Source organism: Facklamia sp. P12950, from assembly GCF_050409465.1.
GTDB lineage: Bacteria > Bacillota > Bacilli > Lactobacillales > Aerococcaceae > Facklamia.
This window is the reverse complement of record NZ_JBNUPK010000001.1, coordinates 45,499-65,181: the sequence shown is the minus strand read 5'-3', so window position 1 is coordinate 65,181 and position 19,683 is coordinate 45,499. Positions and strand designations below refer to the sequence as shown.

The window sequence follows — 19,683 nt, the reverse complement described above, 5'->3', positions numbered from 1 at the left end:
TTGTAAAATTTACCCATTTTTCATCTTAAGACTTGTTGTTTTTGACAAGATTTTATATAGTTAATATTTATAAGTATTCAATAGAAAGGATGCCCTTATGACCAAAAAAATTATTGGTAAAATTACTAGTGCTTATTTTATCTTCACCATACTGACCACACTTTTTGTCCATTTAGGTTTAGAAATTAAAAAAAATGAATTGGTAACTTTCGATACTCCCATTCAAAGCTGGGTACGCGACCTTCAAAATCCCTTGATGGACAAAATCATGCTCTTTATTACCCACTCTTCAAGTGCCATACCAGTCTTAATTTTTTTCGCCATCATCCTTTTAATGCTTTTTAAAAAAAGAGCCTTTAATAAAATGCACTTCCTATTGATAGCTATTCCGGGAACTTTGGTTATTAATACAATTCTAAAGTTGATTTTCCAAAGAGACCGACCAGATTTGCTCAATCTTTTAATCGAAGAAAACTTTTATTCTTTCCCATCTGGTCATGCTATGATTAGTTCTACCGCTATCTTTGCCATAATGGTCTTATGTTGGCGTAGCAAGCACTTTTATAAAATTTTAACTTTAGGTTTAATTTATACTTTTCTAGTTGGTTATTCCCGCGTTTATCTAGGAGTACATTTCCCTTCGGATATTATAGGCGGCTGGATGATTAGTTTCGCTTGGGTGGTCTTAGCTCAAAAATTAATTTTAAACAAGAATGTGATTGAATAAAAAAGCCAGCTCAATTGTACTGACCCCTTAAACCCGAACAAGGTTTTAGGGGGTCGGTACATTGAGCAGGACTCTTTTTTTAATTAGCTTAAAATCTTAAAGATAAACACGTTAAGCTACCGTCAATTTTCTTAAATTCATCAGTATTTACTACTTTTACAGGATAACCTAAACTTTCAATATGTGCTTGTGTTTTAGGGTGACCTTCAGGAACCAGCACCGTCCCATTGATATAAAGACTGTTGATGGCATAGAGTTCTTCCGCTTCAACCACATATCGCTTATATTTTTGGAAATCCTCGACCTTATTCATCACCGGACTAACTAACATATTGTTATTTTCTAAATAAATAACAAAGTCTTTTAAGTGCAGTCCTTCTGTGACCGACACTGTTGAAGAAGTATAGCCAAACTGGCGCACAATTTGGTCAAATTGTTTAGCCCCTTCTTGATTAGTTCGATCGGATAAGCCCACATAAAAATGCTTATCTACTAGCATCACATCTCCACCCTCCATAGTTCCGGGTGCCTCAATGTAAAAGATTTGATCTTCTTTATAGAAATCCTTAAGTACTTTTTTCATTTCATATTTTTCTCCATTACGCGATTCTTTGGGTGAATCAGTCACAATCGCAAACTCTGCCATAACCACAGCTGGATCTTCAACAAAACAAGAATCAGGGTATTCTTCTAAAGGCTCTAAAGCAGTGACTTTTACTCCTAATTCTTCCAATGCTTTGACATAGTTAGCGTGTTGCACCAAGGCATCTTCATAAACTGGTTGCTCTTTAGAGAACATTCCAGTCGTAATACCTTCTAACATTGATTGACTAGGTGTTCTAACGATGGCATGCGAAAATTTTAACATGTAATTCCTCCTGTTTTTTTAGTTATTGATGTGTTGGCACTATTGTATTTATTCAAGGACTTGTATTTATTTTATTTGTTCAATTAATTTATTATCAATACTTAACAAATCAATTAGGACAATGTCTTCATGTTTGATTTCGTATAACTGATTTTCAGTCAAATCATCGATTGTTGAAGAAGAAAGAACAAATGATTCCTTGGTTTTTTCTATAATCCTACCTTGAAGTATAAAATCATTCTCGGTAGTTATAATAGATACTTGTTTATTCACTAAGATAGGCTCATTGATTGGGTCTTTTCCTTGAAATTGTTGTTCATAATCTTTGGTCAGTGAATATGGGTCGTAAAGATTAATTGATTTATTATAATCAATTATTTTTTTAAAATTTTTAAGATAGCAAGTTGAAGAAACGATATTGGATATAAATGCATTTTTCCTATATTGAAAACTCTCAATCATTCCATATTCATTAATTGAAATTAGAGTTGAGAAGTCGTCTTCAATTGCAATTAAGTATCCAAGTGAAAAATATTCTTCATTTTTGCTACTAAATTCAGAATAAATTTCTACTAATTGATTTGTTTTTAAAGTTAATTCTAATTCATTCATATAAATCAGCTCCTTAATTAGATTGCTAAATTCTCATGAAATTCACTCCCTTTTTTTAGTGTTTATAGGTGGGGTTAGTGAATGTCCGTTTGTAATCTTTCTATTATTTAGGCTTTTTAGTAAAACTTTGTAACCTATTGTCCTCCTATAAAATGAAAAAGTTCCAGCATAGGCTTTGGTTCTAGTAGGATACACTATTCCTCCAAAAACAAAGTGATGGTTTTCTAACAATGCATTATAATTCATAGCTTATCTCTTCAAATAAATCAGCTTGTTCCACTCCTGCTTTTGTCTTTTCATGCTCCTTTCTTTCAATAGATAATCTTTCAACTTTTTTCTCTAGACTCTTCCATTAATAAGTTGAACTGTCTTACACTTTCCTCTCGGAATATAGGAAGGGCAGATTATTTATCGATATATTTTACATTTCCACTGAAACTTTGCTTTAATCGAAAGGCTTCTCCTAAACGTTCACTATAGTCGAAAATGCTAATAGGTGTGTGTCTAATCGCATGCTTGATAGATAGTCTCCCAATTTTTATTTGTTCAATTTAAAGCTTTATTAAGCATCGGTATATTTAATTGGTTAAAAAGCTAGTGTCTTAAAACTATCCACCTGCAAGATGTTTGTATTTTCTTTTAATCGTTTAAGTATTGATTTATTGCCGATACCATTTAGCTCTTTGAACGATAAAATCAGCTTTGCAATCGCTCGATTCATTTTTTCCAATATTTTCACTCCAATTGATTTGTCTCATTAATTTTATCAAAAAAACGCTTTAAAGTCTTAGCTATTCATAGTTAATATTTAGAGAATCTAACTTCGGAATGACCGATATAAAAGACGCTCCTGCTGCTTAAACTCTATTTTTTTGACTTACAAGCTATGAGGAGTAAAACGAAGCCATAGATAGACAACCGTCTATATAGGAGAATGTAAATGAATTGAGAAGAACTTAGTTTATTACTAAAAGCAATCGCCGATCCTAATCGTCTCAAGATCTTAGAACTTATTTCATGTCAGGGAAAGAGAGCTAGTGAACAAACCACGACCTATTGCTGGCATTGAGAATTTAAAAGTAGCTAATTTCAGTCCTGAAATTTCCCCTTCAAAGGTAAATTGATTAGGATTAGAAACGAAGCCTCCTAACTGTTGGCTCCATTAAACATTACGCCTAAAAAAGAGTGCCCTTCACTGATTAAAATTACCCTTTAACCGGTTAAGATTCCATTGTTTTTAATAACTCATAATTGCTTGACTTCCTCATCCGTTAAAGTAACTCCTTTGCCCATCTTATCATGATCAGGTAAACAATCTCCAAGGCCCTATTTAGCAGGACACTTATTCCATGAAAGAAGATTGAATTCTTTAGACCATCCTTTATTAGCGGAAAGACTCCCAATGGTTTCAATATTTTTGTAAGTAATAGCTGCCCTTTTAAAGTAGTCTTATTTTTAAACGAATAGCCACCCTCTGTTTCTATCCATCTTATAGTCTTCATTACCGTCATTATTATCACTAATCCTTCCAGTTTAATTTACCATAAGCCTCGATGACTAAAAACTATTATAATCAAAAGCACTTATCTCTAAGAGACAAGTGCTTGATCGTATTACGGATATTCTTTTGCTTTTAAATTTCTTTCTAAATGGGTTTCTTTCACAAGAATTATTCATCTATAGTGAGTAGTGAAACCTGAGCTGAAATTTCTTTCTAAGTACTGCTTGCCATAATCCGTCATATATAACAAAAAAATTATGCAAAGATTGGCTTTTAATGATTATTTCCATTTTAGCAGTAACATTTAGCTTTTTAGTAGAGACGTAACCATTCTTGTAATATAGATAAACTCTTAAAGAATTGGGTTGCCTTCTCCTCCCTCCACCATTGGTTAATTGGCACTAAAAATTAAATCAATTCCGTTTGCTTAAAAGCTTTTATTTCTTGGACCATCATGGCTAAAGCAATAAGAATTACAATCAAATCAACTAGTGCTTCTGCCCACCAAACAGCCCCACTTCCAAACATTCCAGGTAAGATAAGCAAAGCTGGTACGAATAAAATAAGTTGTCTTAACAGAACAATAATCCCAGCTTTTTTACCATTGCCAATCGATTGGAAAAATGTGATTGCCATATTCATAGCTGCATAAAGTATATATACTGAGAAAAACAGTCTAAAATGCCCCACTCCACGTTGGATAATTTCTTCGCTCACATTAAATAAACCAAATATTCTTGCAGGGAAAAATTGTGCCGGTAGGTAGAACACTAAAGATAATATAGTACCTGATAGGATAAAAATCTTCATCGTTTCTTTAACTCTTGCATACTGCTTCGCTCCAAAATTAGCCCCTATAATAGGTTGAAGGGCTTGACTCATACCCCAAAGTGGAATAAATGAGAAGCCATAAAACCTCAAGGTCGCAGCCATTAGTGTTGCCCACTCATCACTTCCATATTGAAAGGCTTGTCGATATAACAAGCTTTGTTGAACCATAAATAAAATCTGCATGAGCATAGCTGAAATACCTACCCCCACCATTTCTTTAGAAAGTTCATTAGCCTTTTTGATTTTTCCTATCTTTACAACATCACTCTTATAACGGAAATAATACAAGGTAAACCCTGCTTGAACGGATTGAGCCAAGATTGTAGCTAAGGCTGCTCCTTCTATTCCATATTCTCCCATCGCAATCATGAAAATAGGGTCAAGAATTATATTGAGAATTGCTCCAAGCCCCATTATCAGCATAGCCTTTTTTACTTGGCCTTCGCCTCGCATGACCATATTAGATGATTGAACATAATTGATAAAAAATGACCCTGCGAAAATAATTCTCACGTATCGAAGACCTAGCTCTTTGATTGCTCCACTTGCTCCTAATAAATCTAAAAAATAAGGAGATAAAAAGATTCCAAATACTGTAATCAAAAGTGATAATACAATTACCCAATAAACTAAGTTCCCCATTATCTTATCGATTTTCTCCTGATCACCTTCTCCTAAGGCTCTTGATAAAATAGAAGCACTCCCTATTCCAATCAATGTCGATACGCCATTATTTACAAAAGTAATCGGCGCAGAAACAGAGCAAGCCGTCATGGCAGCTTCTCCTAAAATATTTCCAGCAAAAATTCCATCCATCAAAGGAAACAGTCCGATAACGAGCATACCGAGTACAGCTGGAACAGCCTGATGAAACATAAGTCGAACAAGATTATCCGTTAAAAGTCTTTCTTTCATTGTTTTTTCCATTTTGTTTTCTCCCTTCTTTGAAAAGTGCTACAAACATTTTTTCTATAATTTCTTTATTTTTTTTAAAATTATCTCTAGCTTCTAAAATATCTGCCCCTAAAATCATTGAATTAATAAAATCTGTCACAAAATCATAGAGTGCATCATTCAATAAAAATTCTGGAACATTCCTTTGAAGCTGACTAAATTCTTCCCTACTTTGTGCTTTTAACTGGTTAAAGATACTATTGAGCTTTTTGCTTCTCTTTTTTTCAATTAAAAATTGGACATAAATTTCCATATATAAATTATCATCCAGTATTTTTTCGACAAGTTGTTTTGCTATAAACTCTATTTCATACCCTTGCTTGAACTCACTTAAGTTGGATTTGATTACTTCATTTCTATAATGTATCCCATCAACCATTAGGTCATGAAGAATATCAATGGTGCTTTTATAATAATGATAGAAGCCTCCTTTAGACATGGTCGTTTCGTTAATAATATCTTCCATCGTAGTATTAGCGAACCCTTTACTAACAAATACTTTTCTGGCTGCTTCTTTAATTTCATTTTTTCTTTCTTCTGGCTTTAATCGCCTAGCCGAGCACATGCAACCCCCCCTTTTTTTTATATACCGACGGTATCGTCGATAATAGTTTATTATTCTTACTTTAGAGAGTCAAGAGTTTTTATAAAAAAGAATGCTCTAAATTTTACCCCCCCGTGCAAATCTCGTTCCATACAAAGAAGTAAGAAAATATTAAATAGTTTACGTCTAAATTTTTTAACGGCTTCTGAGACACTTATTAGTCGTGTCCCTTAGAGTGCGTCCTTTAATTCATTCATTGAAACAATATGGGTTGTTAAAATAGGTTGAAATACAGCTTCCTTCGTTTTTAATCGGTAGGATTATAACGCTTGAGTAAGTTTGAGACGTTTCACTTTTTTAAGCTCCTAATTGAATTGCGAATTAGGGGCTTTAGATAATACAAAAACTCATTAAACCTTTCTTCTTGACAAACTAAAAAAAATTAATATAATAATGTGTGTAAACGGTTACACATGGAGGTGTGAAGTTTTTGGTAACAATTCGTGATGTGGCAAATGAAGCAGGCGTTTCAGTCGCAACTGTTTCGCGCCTGATGAATAACAGTGGTTATGTGAGCGAACAATCCAAACACAAGATTCTTTCGGCGATTAAAAAATTAGATTATATCCCTAATGAAATTGCTAGATCTTTAAATAAACAGTCGATGAAAATTCTTGGTTTATTGGTTCCGGATATTACTAACCCTTATTTTCCTTCTTTAATCAAGGGAGTCGAACAATGTGCCTTGCAACACGGCTATATGCTTTTATTAGGCAATACCGAAGGCCAAGAAACGATTGGTGAGAACTATCTTAATTTTTTTAAACAATATAAAGTCGCTGGATTAATCAAAATTGATGGGACTCATCTAGACACACCTGAGGACGTTCCAACCGTCTCATTAGACCGGATGAATGATCAAGACCAGTTTGCAGTAATCTCTGATGATTTTTATGGCGGAGAACTCATTGGACAAACTATTCTTGAAACTAATTATGGCTCTATTTTGATTATGACGGGTCCAATGGATATTCAAGTGTCTAAAATGCGTTTACAAGGAATACAGTCTGTATTTGATCAATATAAAATCGACTATCAGATATATTCTACTCCGTCCTTCCAGACAGAATTTGCAGATCAAGTTGCCAAGGAGATTATTCGTGACTATCCCAATATTGATACGGTGATTGCTCCTAATGATATCTATGCTTTAGCCCTTATCCAAGCTTGGAATCAATTAGGTTCTATTATCCCAGAAGATGTCCAAATCATTGGGTATGATGGAATTGTCTTTGGAGCCTATGCCCATCCGAGTTTAACTACCATTGAACAACCGGCTTATAAAATAGGTTATCAGGGAACAGAATTGTTACTAGCCATTATTAACCAACAAATAGATCCTGAAATGTCTAAAATCATCCAAGTCAAACCGCGATTATTAAAAAGAAATTCTTTAAGGGAGGTAAAATAATGGTAAAAATTGCAGTCATTGGAAGTATATCTACTGATTTTGTGGTGACTTCTAAACGAAGACCCCAAGCTGGAGAGACTATTTTTGGGGAATACTTTGAAACTTATTTTGGTGGCAAAGGAGCTAATCAAGCCGTTGCAACCAGCCGACTGGGTGCAGAAACTTATATGTTAGGAGCAGTGGGAGCTGATAAATTTGGTGAAAGTTTAATAGCCAATTTGCAAAATAACCGGATTGAAGTTTCACACATTAAAACAAAGAAGCAGCTTCCTTCAGGTTCTGCCATTATTAATGTTGTTGAAGGCGAAAATACGATCATTTATGTAGCGGGAGCTAATGATGCTTATTCAAGCGAACAAGTTCTAAAAGAGCAAGCATTTCTCACTACCTGTGATTTAATTCTAATCCAAAATGAAAGTCCCATCGAAACGGTTGAAACCCTTATACAACAAATGGCTGATGCCTCTTGTCAAATAATATATAACCCTGCGCCCGCTCGCTCATTTAATCCACAATTGATGGCAGCTATCGATTACATCACACCTAATGAACATGAATTTCGCTTAATGTTCCCAGATCAAGAAATGGCAGAAGTTCTGGCTCAATATCCGAACAAAATGATTGTAACCTTAGGAGCTCAAGGGGCCGTCTTTCATAATGGACATGAACTTATTGAAGTCCCTTCCTATAAAGTTGATCAAATTGTAGATACTACTGGGGCTGGTGATACATTCAATGGTGCGCTCGCCTTTGCTATTGGCAACCAGTTCGAACTCGAAGAAGCAATTCGTTTTGCCAACTTAGCCGCCGCCCTATCAATCGGAAAAGAAGGGGCTCAAAAAGGAATGCCTACTATCAAACAAATGAAGGAGAGTGTATATTTTGAAAAAACATGGGATATTAAATAGTCATATCTCCAAAGTTTTATCCGATATGGGCCATACTGATCAACTAACAATTGCAGATTGTGGTCTTCCTATCACAACGCATGTAGAAAAAATTGATTTAGCTATTCGCTTAGGTGAGCCTGATTTTATCAGTGTTTTAAAAACAGTAATGAGTGATATGAAAATTGAACGGATTGTTCTCGCCGAAGAAATCAAACAATATAATCCGAATTTGCTAGCTGAAATCCAGCAATTAGTAAATCCACTTATTGAGATTCAATTTATAGATCATGACTCATTCAAGAAGCAGACCCATAAAAGCAAAGCGATCATAAGAACAGGTGAGGCGACTCCTTATGCAAATATTATTTTGCAATCAGGCGTCATTTTCTAGGGGGGAGTATTATGGAAATTCAAATGACTAATATCCATAAACAGTTTGCAGCCAACCAAGTCTTAAGAGGAGTAAACTTCGACTTAAGAAGTGGAGAAGTCCATTCACTAATGGGTGAAAATGGAGCTGGAAAATCAACTTTAATGAACATTTTAACCGGTCTATTATCAGCTGACCAAGGAAAGATTACCATTAATGGAAAAGAATCATTGTTTGATAATCCCAAAGATGCTGAAAATAATGGCGTTAGCTTTATTCATCAAGAATTGATAACTTGGCCAAAGATGACCGTCTTAGAAAACATGTTTATGGGGAAAGAGCTTACCAAATATGGCCTTTTCTGTGACCAAGCTACCATGAAATTAAAAGCTAAAACTATTTTGCAAGAATTAGGTATTCAGATTGATCTTGATGCCTTGATGGGAACACTCAGTATCGGTCAACAACAACTAATTGAAATTGCCAAAACACTGATGAACGATGCTTCTGTCATTATCATGGATGAACCAACAGCTGCTTTGTCAGACCATGAAATTGATACACTCTTTTCTATAATCCAAAAACTTAAGCAACAAGGAGTCGCAATTGTATACATCTCGCACCGCTTGAAGGAAATATTTCAAATAAGCGACCGTATCACTGTCATGCGCGATGGCATTTCGATTATGACTAAAGATGTTACCAACACGGATGAGAAAGAAATTGTTCGTGCAATGGTGGGTCGAGACATTGGGGATTACTATCCGAGTAAACGTTCAGAAGTTGGCCGTACACTTTTAGAAGTTAACAAGCTAACGGTGAGTGAAAAATTTGAGGATATCTCTTTCACTTTGAAACAAGGGGAAATACTCGGTGTGTCTGGACTGATGGGAGCAGGACGTACAGAAATTATGTCGGCTATCTTCGGCTTGCTTCCGATTGAGCGCGGAACTATTAAAATTAATAATCAGCCTGTGCTTCTCTCTTCACCACTTCATGCTATTAAACAAGGAATTGGTTACTTAACTGAAAACCGTAAAGAGGAAGGCCTTATTTTAGACTTTTCGATTAAAGAAAATATTGGAATCACTGCCTTTAAAGAATTTTCTAAAAACGGTTTAATTCACACCAAGGAAGAAGAAGATTTTGTGCAGTTACTCATCGAACGTTTGGCTATAAAGACAATGGATATGCATCTACCAGTGACTTCCCTATCTGGTGGGAATCAGCAAAAAGTGGTCTTAGCCAAATGGATTGCTGCTGGAACTCAAATTTTAATTTTGGATGAACCTACCCGTGGAGTGGATATCGGTGCTAAACGAGAAATATACTTGTTGATGCGTGAATTAACCGATCGAGGTGTTGGTATCATAATGGTATCAAGTGATTTACCTGAAATAATTGGAGTCAGTGACCGTGTACTTGTTATTCATGAAGGAAAACTGAATGGCTGTCTGTCCCATGAAGAATTATCGGAAGAACGCATCATGACTTTAGCTACAGGAGGAAAATAATGGATAAAGTTGAAAAGAAATCATCGAAAAAGCAATTTGATTTAAGAAGATTAGGTCCAGTATTGGCCTTAATTGTTTTGTTTGTTCTCGTTACCCTCTTAAATCCAAATTTTATTAAAATAAATAATTTACTTAATTTGCTTAGACAAGTCTCAATTAATGCCTTTATAGCATTCGGTATGACCTTTGTCATTATCACTGGGGGTATTGACTTGTCGGTCGGCTCTGTCTTAGCTTTGTCAAGCGCGATAGTCGCATACTTAATGATGTATGGTATGAGCCCTATACTTGCTGTTTTAATTGGGGTCTTACTTGGGGGACTTTTAGGAGCAATTAATGGATTAATTATAACTAAGGGGAAGGTTGTTCCATTTATTGCTACCCTTTCAACTATGACTATCTATCGCGGATTAACTTTGGTACTAACGGGAGGAAATCCTCTCACTAAATTTGAAGGGGGGCAATTTTTTGAATCCATTGGAAGGGGGTATTTATGGAAAATTCCAGTGCCGGTTCTTCTAATGTTGGTTGTTTTTGGCATTCTCTACATGCTTTTGCATCGCACAACATTTGGACGGAAAACTTTTTCCGTTGGAGGAAATGAAAAAGCGGCTTATATTGCTGGAATTAATAGTCATCGAGTTAAACTTATTGTCTACACTATCTCCGGGGCTTTGGCTGCCACTGCAGGTTTAATCTTAACTTCACGATTAAACTCAGCGCAACCAACTGCTGGAGTCGCTTATGAAATGGATGCCATCGCTGCTGTTGTCATTGGTGGTACAAGTATGGCTGGAGGTCATGGCCGCATCATTGGAACCTTAGTCGGCGCTTTAATCATTGGTACGTTGAATAATGGTTTAAACTTACTTGGAGTATCTAGTTTTTATCAACAAATTGTTCAAGGTATCGTTATATTAATCGCTGTTCTATTAGATCGAAAAGAAAAATAACTATATAAAAGGAGCATTCAAATGAAATCTATTAAAAAAATTACTATCGCCTTGTTCGCTATTTTACCACTTGTTCTATCAAGTTTAACTGCTAACCTACAGGTTAAGGCAGAAGAAGAATATACAATAGGTCTAGCAATTTCCACTACCAATAATCCCTTCTTCGTCGATTTACAAGAAGGTGTTGAAGAGGCTGCAAAAGAAATGGGAGCCACTGTTAAAATTGTTGACGCACAAGATGATGCAACAACACAGCTTAATGGACTGGATGACTTAATCACTCAAGGAGTAGATATTTTACTCATTAATCCCGTTGATTCCGATGCTATAGTCCCAGCTATTAAAAATGCTAATGAAGCAAAAATTCCTGTTATTACCATTGACAGAAACGCTGCAGAAGGTGAAGTTGTTTCATTAGTAGCCTCTAATAACTTAGATGGCGGTAAGATGGCTGCTGAATTCATTATTGAAAAGATTGGAAAAGGTGCAAAAGTTATTCAATTAGAAGGTGTTCCAGGCGCTTCTGCAACAAACGAAAGAGGGGAAGGTTTTGAAGAAGGAGCCAAAGATCAATTAGAGCTTATCGCTAGTCAATCTGCTAACTTTAACCGTTCAGAAGGATTAACTGTTATGGAAAATCTTCTTCAAGCACACCCTGATGTTCAAGCTGTCTTTGCTCAAAATGATGAAATGGCTTTAGGGGCTATTGAAGCTATTAAAGCTGCTGGTTTAGAAGAAGAAATTCTCGTGATAGGATTTGATGGCAATGACGATGGCTTGGAAGCGGTCAAAGAAGGTGAGTTGGCTGCAACGATCGCTCAACAACCTAAAGAAATGGGACATTTAGCGGTTGAAGCTGCCATCAATCATTTAAAAGGAGAAAAAGTTGAAGAATCCATTGCTTCTCCGTTAGAATTAGTAATTAAAGACACACTAGAAGAAAAATAATTCACTTTTCATTTAATAGTTTTAAGACCTCACGACACTTATTTAGTGCCCTGAGGTCTTCATTATTTTTTACCCACCTATATTAGTATCTGTAGCATAATCCCTAAAATCATTTTCCACTAACTCATAGTCAACACTGGATTGGCTACAACCAAGTTGGTCGACCCATGAGTCATCGTTAATCCGCAACTTTTTAAACCCTAGTAGCTCATATACATGTTGGGCCCTAGTATTTTGAAGATTAACATCTAAAATAATTTTTTGATAGCCTTGATTAAATAATTCTTTAATCAGTAAACTCAGAATAATTCGACCCAGGCCTTTATTGCGATAAATTGCTTCACAAATCTTTATATGTATTTCTGTGACTTGATTCCCCAAGTTATCATAAAACATTTCACCAATTAATTGACCTTGATACTCAATGAGTAGGAGCCGACCTTTTCATCGGTATAATTTTCAATCTTATCTTCGATTTCTTCGACTGATTTGCCTAGTCCATTGGGAAAGCCCAAATATTTCATTAGTTTCCCATCATTCCACCATTGACAGAGTTTGGCAGCATCTGCTATTTCTGCATCACGTATCCATAAATTTTTATACCTTACTTTCATAGAAATCCCCCATTTTAATACAGGGCTGCTTTATATTAAACAGGCATTGCAATTGATATTCAGGTTTAACTAGGATAAGGCAAAGTAAATCTACCAGCTTTTTTAAGAGAAAGCGAATACTGGATTATTCCTTTTATCTTTTAAAACCTGACATACTTCTTAAAATTATGCCAGTCGTTGTCAAATTATGTAGGATTGATAGGGAACTTGGTGATAATAAATCAAAAACACCTAATAAAATGAGCCCACTATTAATCGCAATGGTTTGTTTAACATTTTTCTTTATTCTTTTATCTAATAAATGGCTAATTTCAGCCAATTCCATTAGACTTTCTAATTGATTATTTGATAAAACAAGATCACTTGTTTGTTTGCAAATATCAGCAGCATCATTCATAACTGCCCCTATGTCTGCAAGCGATAGTGCAGCAGAATCATTGAGCCCATCTCCAAGCATCATGACTTTTTTACCTGAACGTTTTTGTTCTTCAATGAACTGATATTTATCATTTGGTGACACTTCTGTTTGTAAATATTGAACGGATATATTATTCATAAGATTTTGAGTTCGCTCTTTGGTATCACCAGTAAGAAGCGCAACTTCTTTGCCCTTACTTTGTAACCATTGAATGACTTTGGCCGCTTGCGGACGAAGCGGGGTATCAATTAGAAAAAGACCAATTAATCTTCCGTTGTAACCAAGATAGAGTAGGTTGTATTGCTGTTCATAGTTATTAATAACGGCTTTTTGTTCTTCAGAAATAGCAATTTTTTTATCCGTCATTAAAAGATAACTACCAATGACTACTTCTTTTCCATCAATGGTTGATAAGATCCCGCGCGACGCAATATGATGGAGCTTTCCATGCATTTCATCATGGACAATAGCTTTTTCTTGGGCTTCGTTCACTACGGCTTTAGCCAATGGATGATGAATGTGTTCTTCTAAGCAAGCGCCCATTCGTAAAACATCTTCGGTTTCATAATCATCAAAAGAGACGGTTTTATAAACCTTAGGATCGGATACAGTTAAAGTCCCGGTTTTATCAAAGACAAACAGATCGATGTCATTATACTTTTCCACGACATCCATACTTTTAATTAATATTTCTTTCTCAACTGCTTCTTTAATTGCCGTTAAGTAAGAAATAGGAACCGAAAGCTTCAAAGCACAAGAGAAATCAACTAATAGAAACGATAGGGCTCTTCGCAAGGATCCAGTGAATAAATAGGTAAGAATGACACCTAAAAAATTGTACTTAACCAGATTGTCAGCTAGAGCAATATATTTAGTTTGTTGAGTGCCTTTTTGATTTTCTGATTGACGCATTAGAGACATCAATTCGTGGATACGGTAATTTAACGTGGTATTTGTAACGCGAATAGATAATTCTCCCGATTCGATCACTGTATTTGAAAAGACTTGATCTTCTTCTTGCTTAAGGATAGGGAAAAATTCTCCGGTAAGCGAACTTTCATTGACCATGGCTGAGCCAGCATCCACTACCCCGTCAAATAAAATTTCCTTTCCTTCAGACACGATTATAATGTCATTCAACTGAACTTCTTTAGCATTACGCTCAAGCTTATTCCCTTGACTGTCTAACAACCATACCATTTTAGTAGGATCTTTCATACTGCTTTCCAAATCTGCAATTGACTTTTTATTGGTCCAGTCATTTAATTGATCACCCAATCCCATGATAAACATAATGGAACTAGCGGTTTTAGGCTGTCCAATCAATATGGCAGTTAAAATAGCAGCGCCATCTAAAACTTCCATATTTATATCCTGCGATACTAACGATTGAAGCGCTTTTTCTATATATTTAGTGGATAAATAAAGGGTATAGAGATACTGAATAGGTTGAGGTAGAAATAGACGTCTCAGCACAAACAGGCTCAGTTCCTTCGAAACAATCGCATAAGGCGTCTTTTCTTTGCGATAGGGCTCTTGTAAACATCTAATGACTTGATCTTCAGTCAAACTATTTAAAAATTTGAGGGCGTGTGCCATCGAGTAATCTTTATGAACAAAGACAGCCATTGTCCTTTCATCATGATAGAAAACTATTTTTTGAATAGCTGGTTGGAGTTGAGCCTCCTCCTTAATCATTTCTCTAACGGATAACGTTAGTAAAAAAGAACACTTAACTCTTACTCGACTTTTGTTTTGATGACAAATTTTAAACTTCATTAGCGCCTGCTATATCCTCAATGCTATCGGCTTGCTCTTGCTGTTTTTGGGCAAGATAAATTTCTTGAGCATCTGACAAAACGTCATCGGTATGTTGTTTAATTGTTGATACATTCGCATCAAGCTCATCTTTTAATTGGTAAGATTTTGCGATTACATGAGCATAAGTTTCTTTAGCTTTTTTACTCGTTAAAACTTTTAACCCTAGTGTTCCAAATAGAGCTCCTCCGAGGAATAAACCAGATGATTTGCTGATTTTTGTGGCCTTTTTTAAATTCTTTAACATTTTAAATCCTTCTTTCTATTTATATTTAAATAATTATAGCACTGATAAAAGTAAGTTTCAATTAATGGGTCCAGGGCTCAATTCTTATCGTGTCCACAAGTGATAATGTTTGCTTTTCGTTTTGAAAAAACTCGTTCCCATACGCTCTAATGTTAGACATAAATAATTGTTAAATCAAACAGATGCGCAATCATTTTATAGTAAATCAGCTTAGATTCAAATTGAGAAGTTAAAAATAGAATGACTTATCGATAGAACCAGCAATTAATAGGAGCGTTATGATGACCTTGGGCTTTTGATTCGATCTTTTAAATTATGGCCACTGCAATGGATTAGTGTGTTTTTTCTTAGATTAGGTAGTGACTTGTCCCTTAGTGGATTATTATTTTGTGGAGTAGTTTTAGCAAAACAGACCCATTCTTTGTTTAAATTCAAATAGATATACAGTTTAATTGTTAAGTACTGTTTCTTTCCTATTTTATTCACTTTTTATTTCGTTACGCTACCCTAAAATTGCAATTAGGCTTGCTGAAGTAAGCTTTGTCAATTGATCAATCTTTCACAAAAACACTTTTATTTCATTTGAATTTTTGCTAATTTTTTTTAATTCGAAAAAAATGGTTTCGTTTTCATAAAAATCATTGACTTGCTATACCCTTTTATCATACAATTTAGTTAAATAAAAATTTAGGAGGGGAAGAGATGAATTCTTTAGTCAGTTATTTTGTGAAAAATATCACTCATTTGAGTGATTTAATGTGGTCCAGTGTTCTTTTGTATATTCTTATAGCGGTCGGTATTTTTTATACTTTTTATCTTGGCTTTCCGCAATTTCGTTATTTTGGAACAGCGTTTAAAGAGACTTTTGGCGGCGTTTTTGGTAAAAAGGAAAAAGAAGAAGCCGGTACCATGTCTTCATTCCAAGCCCTAGCAACAGCCATTGCTGCTCAAGTCGGAACAGGTAATGTTGCTGGGATTGCTACAGCTATTATGGCAGGAGGACCTGGTGCTATTTTCTGGATGTGGATGTCTGCTTTTGCTGGCATGGCTACAATTTTTGGCGAGGCCGTTTTAGCTCAGAAATATCGTGAAGTGCGTGATGATAACTTTGTGGGAGGGCCTGCCTTTTATATCAGTAAAGGGATAAAACAAAAAACCTTAGGCAAATTCTTAGCCGGCTTCTTCTCAGTAGCAATTATTATTGGCTTAGGATTTATTGGGAACTTAGTGCAATCAAACTCGATATCTGCCGCTGTCAATGAGGCTACCGGTATTAACCCAATTATCGTTGGTGTTTTGATAGCAATTGCAGCTGCTTTAGTTTTTATGGGTGGTATGAAACGAATTGCTAACTTTGCCGAATTAGTTGTGCCATTCATGGCTGCTTTATATATTATCGGCGTCATCGTCGTAATGGTTCTCTATAAAGATCAAGTCGGTCCTGCTTTTAAATCGATTTTTGTGGAAGCTTTTAAACCTACATCTATGATGGGTGGAGCGATTGGTGTCACCGTTAAACAAGCCATTCGATACGGGGTCGCAAGGGGTCTCTTCTCAAACGAAGCAGGTATGGGTTCTACACCACATGCCCACGCAGTGGCCAACGTAAAACATCCTGCTGAACAAGGTTTAGTAGCGATTGTTGGTGTTGTCATTGATACGCTCGTTGTTGGAACCGCTACTGCAATGGTAATTCTCGTTACCGGCGCTCATGAAAAAGGGTTAGAGGGGGCTTTAGTCACGCAAGAAGCTTTTTCTTCCGCTTTTGGTACGTTAGGTACATCCTTTCTAGCTCTTTGTTTAACCTTTTTTGCCTTTACCACTATTGTAGGTTGGTACTATTTTGGAGAAACCAATATTCGTTACTTATTTGGTAAAAAAGGGCTTTTACCTTATCGTATTATCGTCATTTTCTTTATCGTTTTAGGATCATCACTCACTAAGAAAATCGACTTTGTTTGGACCATGTCAGACTTCTTTAACGGGCTGATGGTCTTTCCAAACATGATTGCTCTCCTTTTATTAGCGCCTCAAGCTAAACGGATTCTAGATAGCTATAAAGCGCATCAGCTCTATAACCGGGAGGATTTAAGTTAGTTTTATTAAAGTATAAAAAGGCCTCTGAAGTTGAATTCAAATCAACTTTGGGGGTCTTTAAATATAATCCAAATATCAATTCTTGTAATATTCGCAAACTATGTGTAATAAAAATCCCACTAATTTAAAAAATAGATAGGACCAGTTCTTTAAAAAAATAATTGAAAAACTCTAGCTCTCCTACTCTTTAGGATGCGGCTAGAGTTTTTAACGCGGTGCTGCCATTAAAGTTAAACCCTCACTATTTTCTCCAAGTATTTAGCAATCTAGGGAAAACATTTTAAGCTACTGATGATTTTCTTTACTAATAAATAAACTTTATCCGTTATTTTACCATATGCATTTCTTCTAGTTGTGCCTCGATATTTTCTTGATCGACACCGGCTTGTAATAAAGTTGCAGCGGTATATGCTCCTTCTACGACTGGAACATCATATATTTTGATTGTTTTATCACTCATTTCCATAGCCATTTCTAGATTCATTTTTGCACTACCTAGATCATAAAATGCCAATAAATTTTCAGCTGAGTTTTTATTGATGGCTGCTAAAGCGGTATCAAAGTTCGTCCCTATTTCGTTTTGATCAATACCGCCTACTACTTGCACATCAACATCTGCTGCTGCTTGTTGAATCAAACGATGAATTCCTTCCGCAATCTCATGAACATGTGAAACAATCACAATTCCAGTTTTTTTCATTGTTCTGCCTCCGCTTCTAGCATTGCGTGAAATAATAAGCCTGAGGAGTAAGCTCCTGGATCAATATGGCCAATAGATCGATCTCCCACATAAGAGGCTCGTCCTTTTTTAGCTTTTAATGGTTGCGTTGCTTCCACTGCTTCATCAATTAATTCGTGGGTTAATTGATGAGTCTCAACTGCTTCTACAACAGCTATCCATAAATCTACCATTGTTTTGTCGCCTTGTTCTGCTTTTCCACGCTTTTGAATCGTTTCTAACCCAGCTTTTAAAACACTTGCCCAGTCTTCAGCTGATGATTCAGCTTTCATCATGCCCATAAAGGCTGACCCATATAGTGGCCCTGAGGCTCCACCAACTTTACTTAGCATATTTTTCATCATTAATTGAAGCAATTCATTCAACGTTTTTGGGTTTTCGTCTTCAATCGCTTTAATTACATGGGTCATGCCACGAGACATATTATTTCCATGGTCACTATCGCCAATAGGTGTGTCTAGTTGTGTTAAATAGTCTTTTTCGTTTTGAATTTTTTCATTGAATAATTCCATCCAACGAATTCCAGTCTCTAGATTCATTTAAAAGATTCACCCTTTCATTTTATAAAATAATCTTACCAATTAATGGTATCAACTGGTGCTTCAATAGCTTTCAAATAGAATGCTTCATCTAAGCGAAGCAAAGTTAAGGATAAACCTTGCATATCTAACGAAGTCATTAAATTGCCTACTTTCGAAAACGCAATCGTCAGATTCTTTTCTTTCATTATCCTTTGCACATCATTTGCAAATACATATTGTTCCATTAATGGCGTTCCACCTAAACCATTCACGATTATTGCGAAGCGATCATTGGCTTTGGCATCAAACTCTTTTAGTAATTTTGTAAGTAATTCTTGGGATAAATCCTGTGAACTCTGCAATTTTTCTCGTCGATATCCCGGTTCGCCATGAATACCTACGCCATACTCGATTTCATCATCCGCTAAGGTAAAACTTGCTTCATCGCTCCCGGGCGTAGTGACCCCTGTTAATGCGACTCCAATCGTTTTTATATTTGGGATAAGATTTTCTGCTAATTTTTTAATCTCTCCAATGGTTTGCCCTTGTTCAGCAGCATACCCTAATATTTTGTGAACAAAGACCGTTCCTGCAACGCCACGTTTTCCCTGGGTGTAGAGACTATCTTCGACAGCAATGTCATCATCAACTACGACACTCTCTACTTTTATTCCTTCCATCTCAGCTAATTCCTGAGCCATCTCAAAGTTCATAATATCCCCTGAATAGTTCTTTATAACGAGAAAGACACCTGCCCCCTCATCTGCTTCTTTAATTGCTTGTAAAATTTGATCGGGCGTTGGAGAAGTAAAGACTGCCCCACAAACAGCTGCTGATAACATTCCTCTTCCAACAAATCCAGCATGTGCAGGTTCATGTCCGCTTCCTCCACCAGAAATAATAGCCACTTTCCCGGTTTTTTCTAAAGTTCGTTGAATAATTCCTGTTTCAGGAATTCTTTTAAGCAATTTTGAATGACTTTGTACCATTCCATTAATCATCTCATCCACAATATTTTCTGGTTTATTTATTATTTTTTTAATCAC

At 35.8% G+C, this 19,683-nt stretch carries 20 protein-coding genes and 1 pseudogene; 8 read left to right on the top strand and 13 right to left on the bottom strand.

What is annotated here, in order from left to right; genetic code table 11:
* Positions 1–97 precede the first annotated feature (97 nt).
* Positions 98–727, top strand: coding sequence for a phosphatase PAP2 family protein (locus tag ACQV2Q_RS00370; RefSeq protein ID WP_428881644.1), 630 nt, complete (start codon positions 98–100; stop codon positions 725–727).
* A gap of 88 nt (positions 728–815) precedes the next feature.
* Here ACQV2Q_RS00370 and ACQV2Q_RS00365 read toward each other — a convergent pair whose 3' ends face one another.
* The 6 genes and pseudogenes from ACQV2Q_RS00365 to ACQV2Q_RS00340 all read right to left on the bottom strand — a co-directional run bounded on the left by ACQV2Q_RS00365 (position 816) and on the right by ACQV2Q_RS00340 (position 6,058).
* The gene (locus ACQV2Q_RS00365) at positions 816–1,595 is read right to left on the bottom strand and encodes a dimethylarginine dimethylaminohydrolase family protein (protein WP_428881643.1); all 780 of its coding nucleotides are present in this window, start codon (positions 1,593–1,595) and stop codon (positions 816–818) included.
* A 66-nt stretch (positions 1,596–1,661) separates the two neighbouring features.
* Positions 1,662–2,207 (bottom strand): hypothetical protein, encoded by a 546-nt coding sequence (locus ACQV2Q_RS00360; RefSeq protein ID WP_428881642.1) that lies wholly within the window; start codon positions 2,205–2,207, stop codon positions 1,662–1,664.
* Positions 2,208–2,793: 586 nt separating this feature from the next.
* On the bottom strand, positions 2,794–2,937 hold the full coding sequence (locus ACQV2Q_RS00355; protein WP_428874058.1) for a hypothetical protein: 144 nt from the start codon (positions 2,935–2,937) through the stop codon (positions 2,794–2,796).
* 515 nt (positions 2,938–3,452) lie between these two features.
* Positions 3,453–3,635: pseudogene (locus tag ACQV2Q_RS00350) on the bottom strand (YdbC family protein).
* Between the two features lie 481 nt (positions 3,636–4,116).
* Positions 4,117–5,466 carry an MATE family efflux transporter gene (locus ACQV2Q_RS00345; RefSeq protein ID WP_428881641.1) on the bottom strand — a complete coding sequence of 450 codons (1,350 nt, stop codon included), beginning with the start codon at positions 5,464–5,466 and terminating at the stop codon, positions 4,117–4,119.
* Positions 5,429–6,058 carry a TetR/AcrR family transcriptional regulator gene (locus ACQV2Q_RS00340; RefSeq protein ID WP_428874056.1) on the bottom strand — a complete coding sequence of 210 codons (630 nt, stop codon included), beginning with the start codon at positions 6,056–6,058 and terminating at the stop codon, positions 5,429–5,431. The genes ACQV2Q_RS00345 and ACQV2Q_RS00340 overlap by 38 nt, the downstream gene beginning before the upstream one ends.
* Before the next feature lie 469 nt (positions 6,059–6,527).
* On the opposite strand from ACQV2Q_RS00340, the gene ACQV2Q_RS00335 reads away from it, so the two are divergent.
* From ACQV2Q_RS00335 to rbsB, 6 genes are read left to right on the top strand one after another with little or no spacing between them, the layout of a single operon-like run.
* Entirely contained in the window at positions 6,528–7,508 is a 981-nt protein-coding gene (locus ACQV2Q_RS00335; RefSeq protein WP_428881640.1) for a LacI family DNA-binding transcriptional regulator, read from the top strand.
* Positions 7,508–8,416, top strand: a complete 909-nt coding sequence (gene rbsK, locus ACQV2Q_RS00330) for a ribokinase (RefSeq protein ID WP_428874054.1) — start codon at positions 7,508–7,510, stop codon at positions 8,414–8,416. The genes ACQV2Q_RS00335 and rbsK overlap by 1 nt, the downstream gene beginning before the upstream one ends.
* On the top strand, positions 8,391–8,789 hold the full coding sequence (rbsD, locus tag ACQV2Q_RS00325; RefSeq protein WP_428876346.1) for a D-ribose pyranase: 399 nt from the start codon (positions 8,391–8,393) through the stop codon (positions 8,787–8,789). Before rbsK ends, rbsD begins: the two co-directional genes overlap by 26 nt.
* Positions 8,790–8,800: 11 nt before the next feature.
* Positions 8,801–10,282, top strand: a complete 1,482-nt coding sequence (locus tag ACQV2Q_RS00320) for a sugar ABC transporter ATP-binding protein (protein ID WP_428874933.1) — start codon at positions 8,801–8,803, stop codon at positions 10,280–10,282.
* Complete coding sequence (locus ACQV2Q_RS00315) at positions 10,282–11,235, top strand: ABC transporter permease (RefSeq protein WP_428874051.1); 954 nt, start codon at positions 10,282–10,284, stop codon at positions 11,233–11,235. Before ACQV2Q_RS00320 ends, ACQV2Q_RS00315 begins: the two co-directional genes overlap by 1 nt.
* Before the next feature lie 21 nt (positions 11,236–11,256).
* Positions 11,257–12,183 carry a ribose ABC transporter substrate-binding protein RbsB gene (rbsB, locus tag ACQV2Q_RS00310; protein ID WP_428874935.1) on the top strand — a complete coding sequence of 309 codons (927 nt, stop codon included), beginning with the start codon at positions 11,257–11,259 and terminating at the stop codon, positions 12,181–12,183.
* 69 nt (positions 12,184–12,252) lie between these two features.
* Here the strand turns inward: rbsB and ACQV2Q_RS00305 are convergent, their stop codons facing one another.
* The 4 genes from ACQV2Q_RS00305 to ACQV2Q_RS00290 form a co-directional block, all read right to left on the bottom strand.
* Positions 12,253–12,579 (bottom strand): GNAT family N-acetyltransferase, encoded by a 327-nt coding sequence (locus ACQV2Q_RS00305; protein WP_428881638.1) that lies wholly within the window; start codon positions 12,577–12,579, stop codon positions 12,253–12,255.
* An 8-nt stretch (positions 12,580–12,587) separates the two neighbouring features.
* On the bottom strand, positions 12,588–12,797 hold the full coding sequence (locus ACQV2Q_RS00300) for a hypothetical protein (protein WP_428881637.1): 210 nt from the start codon (positions 12,795–12,797) through the stop codon (positions 12,588–12,590).
* Between the two features lie 133 nt (positions 12,798–12,930).
* The gene (locus tag ACQV2Q_RS00295; RefSeq protein WP_428881636.1) at positions 12,931–14,994 is read right to left on the bottom strand and encodes a heavy metal translocating P-type ATPase; all 2,064 of its coding nucleotides are present in this window, start codon (positions 14,992–14,994) and stop codon (positions 12,931–12,933) included.
* Positions 14,984–15,280, bottom strand: coding sequence for a DUF6110 family protein (locus tag ACQV2Q_RS00290; protein ID WP_428874047.1), 297 nt, complete (start codon positions 15,278–15,280; stop codon positions 14,984–14,986). Before ACQV2Q_RS00290 ends, ACQV2Q_RS00295 begins: the two co-directional genes overlap by 11 nt.
* A gap of 702 nt (positions 15,281–15,982) precedes the next feature.
* Here ACQV2Q_RS00290 and ACQV2Q_RS00285 point away from each other — a divergent pair.
* Positions 15,983–17,377, top strand: coding sequence for an alanine/glycine:cation symporter family protein (locus tag ACQV2Q_RS00285; protein WP_428874938.1), 1,395 nt, complete (start codon positions 15,983–15,985; stop codon positions 17,375–17,377).
* A gap of 325 nt (positions 17,378–17,702) precedes the next feature.
* Here the strand turns inward: ACQV2Q_RS00285 and dhaM are convergent, their stop codons facing one another.
* From dhaM to dhaK, 3 genes are read right to left on the bottom strand one after another with little or no spacing between them, the layout of a single operon-like run.
* On the bottom strand, positions 17,703–18,077 hold the full coding sequence (gene dhaM, locus ACQV2Q_RS00280; RefSeq protein ID WP_428874045.1) for a dihydroxyacetone kinase phosphoryl donor subunit DhaM: 375 nt from the start codon (positions 18,075–18,077) through the stop codon (positions 17,703–17,705).
* On the bottom strand, positions 18,074–18,655 hold the full coding sequence (gene dhaL, locus ACQV2Q_RS00275) for a dihydroxyacetone kinase subunit DhaL (protein ID WP_428881635.1): 582 nt from the start codon (positions 18,653–18,655) through the stop codon (positions 18,074–18,076). The genes dhaM and dhaL overlap by 4 nt, the downstream gene beginning before the upstream one ends.
* A 35-nt stretch (positions 18,656–18,690) precedes the next feature.
* Entirely contained in the window at positions 18,691–19,680 is a 990-nt protein-coding gene (gene dhaK, locus ACQV2Q_RS00270; protein ID WP_428876357.1) for a dihydroxyacetone kinase subunit DhaK, read from the bottom strand.
* Between the last annotated feature and the right edge of the window lie 3 nt (positions 19,681–19,683).

Excerpts from the sequence above, each read along its gene's own strand:
- ACQV2Q_RS00300 (WP_428881637.1), bottom strand. The coding sequence starts at position 12,797 with ATGAAAGTAAGGTATAAAAATTTATGGATACGTGATGCAGAAATAGCA.
- ACQV2Q_RS00360 (WP_428881642.1), bottom strand. The coding sequence starts at position 2,207 with ATGAATGAATTAGAATTAACTTTAAAAACAAATCAATTAGTAGAAATT.
- ACQV2Q_RS00305 (WP_428881638.1), bottom strand. The coding sequence starts at position 12,579 with ATGTTTTATGATAACTTGGGGAATCAAGTCACAGAAATACATATAAAG.
- ACQV2Q_RS00345 (WP_428881641.1), bottom strand. The coding sequence starts at position 5,466 with ATGGAAAAAACAATGAAAGAAAGACTTTTAACGGATAATCTTGTTCGA.
- ACQV2Q_RS00370 (WP_428881644.1), top strand. The coding sequence starts at position 98 with ATGACCAAAAAAATTATTGGTAAAATTACTAGTGCTTATTTTATCTTC.
- rbsB (WP_428874935.1), top strand. The coding sequence starts at position 11,257 with ATGAAATCTATTAAAAAAATTACTATCGCCTTGTTCGCTATTTTACCA.
- ACQV2Q_RS00340 (WP_428874056.1), bottom strand. The coding sequence starts at position 6,058 with ATGTGCTCGGCTAGGCGATTAAAGCCAGAAGAAAGAAAAAATGAAATT.
- ACQV2Q_RS00290 (WP_428874047.1), bottom strand. The coding sequence starts at position 15,280 with ATGTTAAAGAATTTAAAAAAGGCCACAAAAATCAGCAAATCATCTGGT.
- ACQV2Q_RS00315 (WP_428874051.1), top strand. The coding sequence starts at position 10,282 with ATGGATAAAGTTGAAAAGAAATCATCGAAAAAGCAATTTGATTTAAGA.
- dhaL (WP_428881635.1), bottom strand. The coding sequence starts at position 18,655 with ATGAATCTAGAGACTGGAATTCGTTGGATGGAATTATTCAATGAAAAA.
- ACQV2Q_RS00320 (WP_428874933.1), top strand. The coding sequence starts at position 8,801 with ATGGAAATTCAAATGACTAATATCCATAAACAGTTTGCAGCCAACCAA.
- rbsK (WP_428874054.1), top strand. The coding sequence starts at position 7,508 with ATGGTAAAAATTGCAGTCATTGGAAGTATATCTACTGATTTTGTGGTG.
- ACQV2Q_RS00285 (WP_428874938.1), top strand. The coding sequence starts at position 15,983 with ATGAATTCTTTAGTCAGTTATTTTGTGAAAAATATCACTCATTTGAGT.
- dhaM (WP_428874045.1), bottom strand. The coding sequence starts at position 18,077 with ATGAAAAAAACTGGAATTGTGATTGTTTCACATGTTCATGAGATTGCG.
- ACQV2Q_RS00365 (WP_428881643.1), bottom strand. The coding sequence starts at position 1,595 with ATGTTAAAATTTTCGCATGCCATCGTTAGAACACCTAGTCAATCAATG.
- ACQV2Q_RS00295 (WP_428881636.1), bottom strand. The coding sequence starts at position 14,994 with ATGAAGTTTAAAATTTGTCATCAAAACAAAAGTCGAGTAAGAGTTAAG.